A 10,089-nucleotide genomic window follows, 5' to 3' on the forward strand; every position below is an offset into this window, starting at 1 on the left:
ATGGTCCTTATGGTGTTGATTTTTTTGGAACGAAAAGAGAAGCAGGGGAGATGGGTATTTCCCACGGCCTTGGTGCTGTTCTTTTTTATTCATCTTGTGCGCATTTCTGGATTCAATCCTGATTTTTGGGAGGGTTTTTCAAGGTGGTTTATTTCCTTACCGCTGACATAAGGATTATTTCAGGTCATGGTTGTTAAAGGGAAATTCATTTATATGCTTATTGGAGCTTGTGGCTCCGTTTAATTGGCAATCTTCTTCCTCAAAAGTCTTTATACGATTATCCGAAACAAATAAAAATTGGAATTTACAAAATGTCATGATAACGGATAGTTTCAAAAATTATCCAACCTTTCAGGAAAAAAATTGCAGATTTTACACTTAAATTCCTAACTTAAAGTCTGTTAAAAAGACTTTTTTTAGATGTCAAAATATTGTGTTCTGTTTTTTATTGTGTTTTTGACTTCCTTTTGTTTAAAAGGACAAACTTTGGACAGCCTAATTTCCAATTCTTATTCTGCCTATTCTGATTATCGGTATGAAGACGCCATTGGACTTGCTGATCAGGCCATAAAACTCGCTACCAAAAGCAATGATGAATCATCCTTGCTCAAAGCCGAATTTTATAAGGCCATAAGTATTCAAGAAAACGACCCCACCAAATCAGATACTAAATTGATCGAGGAGATGATGATCCGGATGGATGAGTTGGGACTGGAATTAGAAAGGGCAAGAGCGCATAATTTTCTAGCAACCATCTATTCCCGCTATGGTGATTTAGAAAAATCGATAGAAAATTACCTTGCTGCCAAGGATATTTTTGAATCCACAGGGAATTTAACCGGGGTTTCTTCTACCCATTCCAATCTCAGTTTGGTCTACTATGATCAGCGGGATTATGAGGAGGCATTTTTTCACGCAAGGAAGGCGCTAGAAATGGATATCGCTATGAAAAGCCTTTATAAAATTCAGAGCAGCTATAATAATCTTGCCATCATTTTTGAACATACAGGACCTCTCGATTCTGCGATTTATTACCATAAGCTCTCACTGGAATATGCCAAACTTGGTAAAAATCCATATTCCGTTGGCTTAGCTCTCAGCAATTTGGGAAACAATTATGCCAATAAAGGTGACCTGATACTTGCAGAGGAAACTTTACTCGAAGCACTGCGAATCCGCGATTCTCTGGGCTATTCCCGAGGACTCGCCTATACCCACAACCGACTTGCCAATTTGTATCAAAAGAACAAGCAACTCACCAAAGCAAAATACCATGCAGAGAAATCCCTTGAAAACGCAGAAAAAGCCGGCGAAGTAAAAATCCTACGCATGGCCTATCAGAGACTTCAGGAAGTAGCTGAAGAAACGGGGGATTATAGATCCGAACTGGCATATTTAAAAAAGGCCACTTTGCTAAAAGACAGTATCTTAAATGAATCGAATACCAAAAGCATCACCCAAATGATGCTCAATTATGAATTCGAAAAGAAACAGATTCTTGACAGCATCAAAAATGAGCAAGAAAAAAGAGAGCGGGATCTGGTTTTCAACGAACGGCTGCAAGTGGAAAGAAGCCGAAAGATCATATTTATGATTTCAGGGCTATTTCTTTTGGTTCTGGCCGTTGGATTTTTCTTGAGGTATCAATTTGTAAAAAAATCCAGAGAAATTATTTCCAAAGAAAAGGACAGATCGGATGAACTCTTATTGAACATTCTTCGTGCTGAAGTCGCTGAAGAACTCAAGGCAAAAGGAAGTTCGGATGCCAAGGACTTTGATCAGGTGACAGTTATTTTTACAGATTTTGCAGATTTCACCAAGAAAGTACAGCAACTCAGTGCCCAAGAGCTCGTCAAGGAATTGAATATTTGCTTTAAGGCTTTTGACCATATCATACATGACCTGGGATTGGAAAAGATCAAAACTATCGGTGATGCCTATATGGCTGCAGGCGGCCTTAATTCCAAATCCGGGGCAAAAGAAGTTGCCTTGGCAGCAATTCAGATGAAAAAATTCATAGATGAAAGAAATGCAGATCCCAACATATCCAAGAAAATAAAATTTGACATGCGTTGTGGGATCAATTCAGGGCCGGTTGTCGCCGGGATTGTAGGTATAAAAAAGTTTCAATATGACATTTGGGGGGATACTGTGAATACAGCACAGCGAATGGAGGCAAATTGCGAAATAAACCGAATTAATATTTCGGAAAACACCTACTCTCTGCTTAAAGATGACTCTCATTTTACTTTTACAGAAAGGGGATTCATGGCAGTTAAAGGGAAAGGTGAAATGGAAATGTGGTATGTGGATGAAAGAAAATTGGACTAATGTATTTTTTTTAGGCCAAGTTTTTTAGAAAAATGATTGTACTGTTCTTTGGTAGGTTAAGTATCAAAGCCAATAAAACAAATATTTCAGATCTGATAAATTATTGGAATCCTAACTTACTCAAAAACTTTCTTCGAAAAGAAATACCATTCATTGGGGAAGAAATATATACGTTTCGTCCAAAGTTGAATTAATATAAGGGTTTAGTTTATTAAATTGTGGAATGCTGCAATTTTCAATGTGATTACTACCCAACATTCGAACCCGAACCTATTTGATAAGTTGGTTTTAGTTTTTCCTTACTTCCCTTCTCACATGAAATCCCTGACAAAATCCAAACCCCTCAAAACATTCCTCTGTCTTTTTTTGATCCTGTTTTTAGTAGGTGAGCTCAAGGCTCAATCACCTGTCCAATATGATATTGTCTTGGAAGGTGGCAGGGTCATAGATCCTGAAACCAAACTCGATGCCATCAAAAATGTGGGTATCCTCAACAACCGCATCGCTCAAATCAGTTCTGAACCTTTGCAGGGGAAAGAAATCATCAATGTCAGCGGATTGGTGGTGGCACCGGGGTTTATTGATTTGCATGTACATGGCATGACCAATGTAGAACAGGAATACCAATTGCATGATGGAGTCACCACGGCTTTGGAGCTTGAATCGGGTATCGAATTTACCGGTGCTTGGTATGCTTCCCGGCAGGGCAATGCCTTGATCCATTATGGGGCGAGTGTCAATTGGCCTTTTGAGCGCTTCAGGTCAATGGAAAAATATCAGGAAAGTTTGGGTCAGCTTTTGGAGTTGGTTCAAAAAAGGGAAAACAATCTTGAATCCCTTTGGCACATTGTAGCACCTTCATTTACAGAAGTTCTGACTGCAGAAGAAATGGATCGAACCCTTGCCAATATCAAATCTTCCTTGGAGGAAGGAGGTCTTGGAATAGGCGTGCCTATCGGGTACCTTCCTTCGACACCGCCTGATGAAATGTATAGCGTTTTTGAATTGGCAGGTCAATTGGATGCTTTGGTTTATACCCATAACAGATACCCTGATATTTTATCCATTCAGGAAGTAATCGCCAATGCGACACTTACCGGTGCTCCTTTGCATATAGTGCACCTCAACAGTATGGCACTTGGACAGATTGATTTTGCCTTACACATGGTCAGTGCGGCTGCCCAAAAGGGGTATGACATCACGACTGAATTATATCCCTATACAGCTGCTTCCACAGGTTTGATGACAGCGATTTTCAATGAGGGTTGGCAGGAAAAACTCGGTATTGATTATGGTGATCTGCAGTTGGTCACCACGGGAGAGCGCCTCACCCAAGAAACCTTTGCCCGAAACCGAAGAACCAACCAAACTGTGATCATTCATTTGATGAAACCCGAATGGATCCAAAAAGGCATAGCTGCTCCCGGAGTAATTATTGCGTCCGATGGCATGACATACAGCAAGCTCGCCCATCCCCGTACTGCAGGGACTTTTTCAAGGACTTTAGGCAAATATGTCAGAGAAGATAAGGTCATTGACTTGAACACAGCTATTGAAAAAATGACCTTGCTTCCTGCAAATCGATTGGAGGGAATAGCCCCTATGATGCGGTTCAAAGGCAGGATCCAGGTGGGTTCTGATGCCGACATCACTGTTTTTGATCCCAAAACCATCATTGACAAAGCGACTTTCGAAGGTGGCTTAGCCTTTTCGGAAGGGGTTGAATATGTGATGGTCAATGGAACATTTGTATTGAAAAATGGCAGAACTGTACCCAATGTTTTTCCGGGGCAAGGGGTTTATGGGAAATTTAAAAACAAATAAAATAACATCATGAAAGACAAAGTCGCATTGATAACAGGTGCCAGCAGTGGCATAGGTAGAGCAACAGCACTTGCTTTTGTAAGAAAAGGTGCAAAGGTAGTAGTAGCTGCCAGAAGGGCAGAAGAACTCGATGAATTGGTAAAGGAAATTGAAGCAAATGGCGGAAAGGCAAGTGCAATTGTTACCGATGTTTCAAAAGCTATTGAGGTGGAGCGCATGGTGGCGCATGCCATCAAAGTATTTGGGCGGATTGACTATGCTGTGAACAATGCCGGTATTGAAGGGAGTTTTGGTAGTGTTACCGACCTTTTAGAGGCAGATTGGGATCAGGTGATGGACATCAACCTCAAAGGTGTATTCCTCTGTATGAAGTATGAAGCCAGAGCCATGCTTGCGGCTTCCAATGGGGGTGCAATAGTGAATATTGGCTCTGTCAATTCTTTCCTGGGTTTTCCAACCGGTTCCGCTTATGTCACCTCTAAGCATGGCTTGATTGGACTGACTTCAAGTGTTTCGGCCGAATTGGGACCAAAAGGAATTCGAGTAAACCTGTTGTGCCCTGGAGTGGTGGATACACCGATGCACCGTCGGTTGCGGGGAATAGCAGGTGATGATTTGTATGACAAGGGCTTGCTCCCTACGGTTCACCTGCAAAGAGCTGCCCAACCTGAGGAAATCGCCAAATCCATTGTATTCCTTTGCTCTGAAGACTCAAGTTATATCACAGGGTCAACCCTTCTCGCGGATGGTGGACTGACGCTCACTTTATAATAATTTCAATCTTTTGATCAATTCTCAATTAATTCCAAACATGAAAACAGTAGGCATCATCGGAGGTTCAGGCTTTATTGGAAGCTATAACACCCAAAAGTTTTTAAATGAAGGATACAAGGTAAAAGTATCTACCACGGACATTTCCAAAAAAGAAAAGTATGAACATTTGTTTGGTCTGAAGAACGCAGAGAATCTGGAAGTTGCCCAACTTGATGTCGAAAACAAACAGGAGCTCATGGATTTTTTGAAAGACTGTGAAATCGTAATTCACGGAGGAACGCCATTTCAATTGGAGGTAAAAGACCTTCAGAAAGAATTGTTTGACCCGACCATCAAAGGAACGGAAAACTTTCTTGAAGCAGTTCTCAAGACTCCAGGGATTGAAAAAGTTGTATTCATTGCATCGGTGGCGGCTTACAACACCAGTTTTCCTTTTTTACCTGCAGGAAAAACAGAAGGTGACCAAATCACTGAAAATGATCCACCATTTACGAGCGAAGAAGGCATTCCCTATGGCCAAGCAAAGTTCATCGCCAATCAGACCGTCAATAAATTCATTGCCGACAACCCCAGTCTGAGTTTTGAAATCTCTTCTGTTTCACCGACGGGTGTAATGGGGAAATCTCTGTCAAACAGACAAGATTCCACTTCAACGGGTATTCAATTTCTTTTTAAAAATAAAATTGCCCCCAATCCATTTATACAAATGATCTATGATTTGGATGTATTGTGGGCATTGGTAGATGTGGAGGATGTCGCCGAAGCCATTTTCAGAGCGGCCACAACCAAAAACATCCATGGTAAAAACTATCTCCTGTCAGGGGAAAGTTACAGGGTCTCGGATGTGACTTTGATGCTAAACAATCAACCTCCGGTCGGCAAGCTGGAAATCGTTTACAGTTCTGCGTTGGCAACAAAGGACTTGGGAATAGCATTTAAGCCTGTCAGCATCCCTTTGAATAACTATTCAAATTAAAAAAATGATGAAAAAGAATCTTTTCGATTTGCTGAATAATGAAAAGAATAAAAAATAAACATATGAAACTACCATTTCTCTTTGCATTAGTTTTATTGCCATTGACTATTGTTGCCCAGCACGAGCATCACAAAAGCGATGGTGCTACCGCGGATAGCCATAATCACCTTGACCACATGATGGCATCTAGAGCCGAAGTCATTTATGTACACAATCTTCCACCGCCGAAACTCATGAAAGGAGTTGGTAATTCTACGATGAAGATTGAAACAACATCAGAAAAAACGCAGGCTTATTTCAATCAAGGCATTTCCCTGTTACACGATTTTTGGGATTTTGAAGCGTATCGTGCATTTAAGGAAGCCATTCGCAACGATTCTACGGCCATCATGCCTTATTGGGGATTGCTGCAAATGCCAACACCCGATAAGGACAGCGTTTTTAAATACGACACGAAAAATGCCATAGCACAAATTAAAAAACTGCTGCCAAAAGCTACTGAACACGAAAGATTGTATGCGGAAATTGCCCTTTTGAAAGATTCATTAAAATATGAAGCCTATCCGGAGGTGTCAAAAAAGTGGGAACTCATCATTTACAAATTTCCTGATGATGTAGAAGCAAAGCTTTTTTTTGCACTCCATAACATGAGTGGTTTTGACACGGATATGAAACCCAGGGAAGGACAAATGTACAGCGAGTTTCTATTAAAAGATGTGCAACGGACTGCGCCAAATAGCCACGCATTTCATCATTATTGGATTCATTTAAAAGAAAATTGTTGTCCGGAAGAAGCGCTAGCCAGTGCGGATATGCTGACCGCTCTTGCCCCCAATTCCGGTCACATCGTTCATATGCCTGGACATATCTACAATCGGGTAGGCAATTACAAAAAAGCCTATGATGCTTTTGTGGCAGGGGTAAAAGTTGATTCGACCTATATGAAAAATGAAGGTATTGAGGAAGTGGATAATTGGAATTACATTCATAATATCAATTACCTCATCAATAACTGTGTACATGATGGCAGATACCGGGAAGCATTATATTATGCAGAAAGGCTCAAATCAATGCCGGTAAATAAATCCCGAAAAGAAATATACGATGGTGTATTTTTTCGTCAAGGTTTATTGGCTCCAGGAAAGATGGAAATGGCTTTTGGCAACTGGGAAAGAGCTGCAGCAGAGTTTGGGCAGATAGCAAACAAAGATTCTGTAATCAGTCAGCCCAATATGGAATTCAAAAAGGCCCTAACGCTTTTTACAAAAGGGATGGCTGCTTTGGATAAAAACGATTTGGCAGAAGCGATTAATTTCTCCAACAGTTTAGATGCCTTATTATGGCGCAATGAGAAACAAGCAGAAAAGGATAAAACCATCAATCGGTTCAACCAAAACACCCTAAACACAGCGAGTCTGGAGCTGCAGGGACGTATTGCAAGCCGGCAGGGAAATTATGAAGAGGCCATGATGCTGCTAAAAAAAGCACATAAAAATGAACTTGATCTAGGTTATGGAGAGCCGCCTCTGTATGCAAGACCGGTTGCTATGAGCATTGCCGAAGCGCAGATTCAAGTTGAAAAATATGATGATGCCATAGACACCTACCAGGAACTATTAAAAAGATTCCCTAAAAGTGCTTATGTCTATAATGCCTTACGGAATGTCTATGCAAAGAAAGGAGATACCGCTAAAACAAAAGAATATACCGAATTGCTAAAAAATGCTTCAAAGTATGCCGATGATGGTATTTATGGAAGGTTTTAAAGATGATATTTGGATAAATCAGACAATATTCAAAAAGTCATTCAGCCTGATAAGTATTGGAATCGATAATCCTCCCTTAAAAAAAAATGAAAGACAAAGAACCCACCACACGCAGAGATTTTATAAAATCAGCTGCAGTTATATCTTCAGGAACCTTAGGCCTATCTATGATTCCCAACCCGATCTATGCCTCAGAATTTCCAACCGAAGATCGGATCAATGTATTTGGACCCAGAGAAGGTTTTTCTCTTCATATTGGAACCTTGTTATCCATGATGACATGGATGCGGGATGTGATTCTGATGCCTGTTAGAGGGATGACTGTGGAACAGCTGGATTTTTTATTGGATGATAACTCCAACTCCATTGGTGCCATGTTGCTCCATTTGGCCGCTACGGAGAGGTTTTATCAGATCCATACTTTCGAGGGAAAGGCATGGGGAGATTTTAGCAAAAAGGATTTAGATCGCTTTGATGTGGCGATGAACCTTGGGGAGGAAGCCCGAAAAACCATAAAGGGCAATAACCTGGATTACTACCTTGATGTCATGACGGAAGTGAGGGAAAATACCATCAGTGAATTTAAAAAAAGAGACGACAATTGGCTGATGGCTGTAGATGAAGCATGGCCTTGGGGCCCGACCAACAATTACTGCAAGTGGTTCCATGTCTGCGAACATGAGTCCAACCACAACGGACAATTCAAGTACATCAAAACCAGACTCCCGGGAGGAAAATTCAGTAGGGGGTAAGACTGCCAAATAATCGAATATTTCTTTTAAAAAAAACCACCAAGATGGAAAATATTGACTCCTACCAATATACAGACATCCAAAGATACAAGTTTATCGAGTGGATGAGTTTGTCAAGTTTGGCTTTGGCATTACCGATGAAATCATTTTCGGGATTCCAAACGCCAAACAGCGAGATCTTTCTCCCGGGAAAGTAAATCAATAGGTTCGAAAAATAATTCTACCATTTCGACCCTGACTAGGTCAAAGGATGGAATGCTTTTTTTAAATTAAAAAAATTCTACTTCCCCCTGAATTCTAAATGAAAAATGACAAGAAAAATGATCATCAAGAGAATGAAAAGGATAGTGTTATCCACAGGTTGCCTCGATAAGAATTTTTTTAGTTAAATTGAAAGTCCGATGATCTCAATTTTTAGAAAAATAAGGAAAAACCTGGCAGCCGAAAATAGACCAATGAAATATCTTAGATATGCCATTGGAGAGATTGTGCTTGTGGTGGTAGGTATTCTTATCGCAGTTCAAATCAATAATTGGAATGAGGAAAAAAGCGAAAAGCAAGTATTAAATGACATTTTGCAAAGTATTGCAAATGGTGTGCAAACCGATTTAAGGGAAATAAACCTACTGACAGCGGCAAGAAGCAATATTGTAGTAAAAATGGATTCTCTCTTCAACAAATATGGAGATTCCTCTAAGACAACTTTAAATATTGAGGAAGCATCCTATATTAACTTTGCATTTACCAATGTCTTGAATACTGTGCACTTGAATACCAATGTAAGTGCCTTTGAATCTTTAAAAAATTCCATCTATTTCGGTAAGATTCAAGGTACTGACCTTGCGCTTTTGCTAGAAACTTATTACAGGTCTGCAGCTAAAATTAGAGACCGTGAAGATCGATATAATCTAGGGGTGGAAAAGCTAGAGCAAGAGTGGATGTCTCATTTTAGAAATAATGGACTAAACCTTTTTATGACTCCTTGGAGTGCTGGTGATTTCGCTGTTGTTGGTCCACGATTTTTAGAAATTACAAGAGACCCTTTTACTGTAGCGATATTCAATAGCGGCTCTCAAGAAGGGGGTATTATTAAAACCTATCAAGAACAAATTTTGATGGGTAAGAAGCTGGTGGAGATGATAAGAAACTCAAAAACTACATTCGACCAACAAACTGTACTGGAATTTAGTGGGATATTGTTCACTTTTGGAGATGCTGAAATCGTCAGTTTACTGATGAATGGTGAGGTCCCTACCGGATTTGATATAAGGTATGCTGCATCAGGTCTGTTCCCCAATTATATTTTTAAAAAAGAAGATTATTTGGTTATGGAATATCCCGCAAATAGTTACGATTGGGCTTCATCCTATTTTGCGGTAAATGCCCTCTATGGAAGAGTAGACGAAATGGACTTTTCCACCTATTCGAAAGTAGTGATCGAAATGAAAGGAGAAACTGGTGGTGAGTCAGTTGAAATAGGAATGAAGGACATCAATGATCCACCTGATGGCTCTGAATCAAAGATTAAAATTGAATTGACGGACGAGTGGAAGGTATATGAATTTGAAACCAACCAATTTGTCACGGCCGATATGAATAGAATAATGGTTCCTCTTGCATTTGTTTTTGAAGGACCTATTGGAAGAAAAATTCATGTAAAATCGGT

8 protein-coding genes are annotated in these 10,089 nt (G+C 40.1%); all 8 read left to right on the forward strand.

The genetic code is table 11. The annotated features are described in order from the left end of the window. Positions 1-486 precede the first annotated feature (486 nt). On the forward strand, positions 487-2,331 hold the full coding sequence (locus ACZFYI_RS09750) for an adenylate/guanylate cyclase domain-containing protein (RefSeq protein WP_462523938.1): 1,845 nt from the start codon (positions 487-489) through the stop codon (positions 2,329-2,331). A gap of 315 nt (positions 2,332-2,646) precedes the next feature. After that, positions 2,647-4,155: an amidohydrolase family protein gene (locus ACZFYI_RS09755; protein ID WP_462523939.1), complete on the forward strand. Its 1,509-nt coding sequence runs from the start codon at positions 2,647-2,649 to the stop codon at positions 4,153-4,155. 9 nt (positions 4,156-4,164) lie between these two features. Further along, positions 4,165-4,926 carry an SDR family NAD(P)-dependent oxidoreductase gene (locus ACZFYI_RS09760; protein WP_462523940.1) on the forward strand — a complete coding sequence of 254 codons (762 nt, stop codon included), beginning with the start codon at positions 4,165-4,167 and terminating at the stop codon, positions 4,924-4,926. A gap of 40 nt (positions 4,927-4,966) precedes the next feature. Further along, complete coding sequence (locus tag ACZFYI_RS09765) at positions 4,967-5,905, forward strand: NAD-dependent epimerase/dehydratase family protein (protein WP_462523941.1); 939 nt, start codon at positions 4,967-4,969, stop codon at positions 5,903-5,905. Positions 5,906-5,943: 38 nt separating this feature from the next. Further along, complete coding sequence (locus ACZFYI_RS09770; RefSeq protein ID WP_462523942.1) at positions 5,944-7,671, forward strand: tetratricopeptide repeat protein; 1,728 nt, start codon at positions 5,944-5,946, stop codon at positions 7,669-7,671. 86 nt (positions 7,672-7,757) lie between these two features. Beyond that, a complete protein-coding gene (locus tag ACZFYI_RS09775; RefSeq protein ID WP_462523943.1) occupies positions 7,758-8,423 on the forward strand; it encodes a DinB family protein in 666 nt (221 codons plus the stop codon). Positions 8,424-8,467: 44 nt separating this feature from the next. Beyond that, entirely contained in the window at positions 8,468-8,620 is a 153-nt protein-coding gene (locus tag ACZFYI_RS09780) for a hypothetical protein (RefSeq protein ID WP_462523944.1), read from the forward strand. A 204-nt stretch (positions 8,621-8,824) separates the two neighbouring features. After that, on the forward strand, positions 8,825-10,089 hold a 1,265-nt coding region (locus ACZFYI_RS09785; RefSeq protein WP_462523945.1), incomplete at its 3' end, for a DUF6090 family protein.

The sequence above is a fragment of the Aquiflexum sp. genome (assembly GCF_977115555.1).